Origin of the sequence: Pantoea latae (assembly GCF_002077695.1) — a bacterium.
GTDB lineage: Bacteria > Pseudomonadota > Gammaproteobacteria > Enterobacterales > Enterobacteriaceae > Pantoea > Pantoea latae.
Genome location: NZ_MWUE01000069.1, coordinates 1 through 251 on the forward strand (window position 1 = coordinate 1; position 251 = coordinate 251).

Genomic DNA, 251 nt, shown 5'->3' on the forward strand with positions numbered 1-251 from the left:
AAAACGCCTCTGGCGTTGTAAGGTTAAGCCTCACGGGTCATTAGTACCGGTTAGCTCAACGCATCGCTGCGCTTACACACCCGGCCTATCAACGTCGTCGTCTTCAACGTCCCTTCAGGAGCATCAGGTGCTCAGGGAAAACTCATCTCGGGGCAAGTTTCGTGCTTAGATGCTTTCAGCACTTATCTCTTCCGCACTTAGCTACCGGGCAGTGCCATTGGCATGACAACCCGAACACCAGCGGTGCGTTC

At 54.2% G+C, this 251-nt stretch carries 1 rRNA gene; it reads right to left on the reverse strand.

Going from position 1 to position 251, the window contains the following annotated elements:
• Window positions 1-19: 19 nt before the first annotated feature.
• Window positions 20-251 (reverse strand): 23S ribosomal RNA (locus tag B2J69_RS23470); the annotation flags it as partial.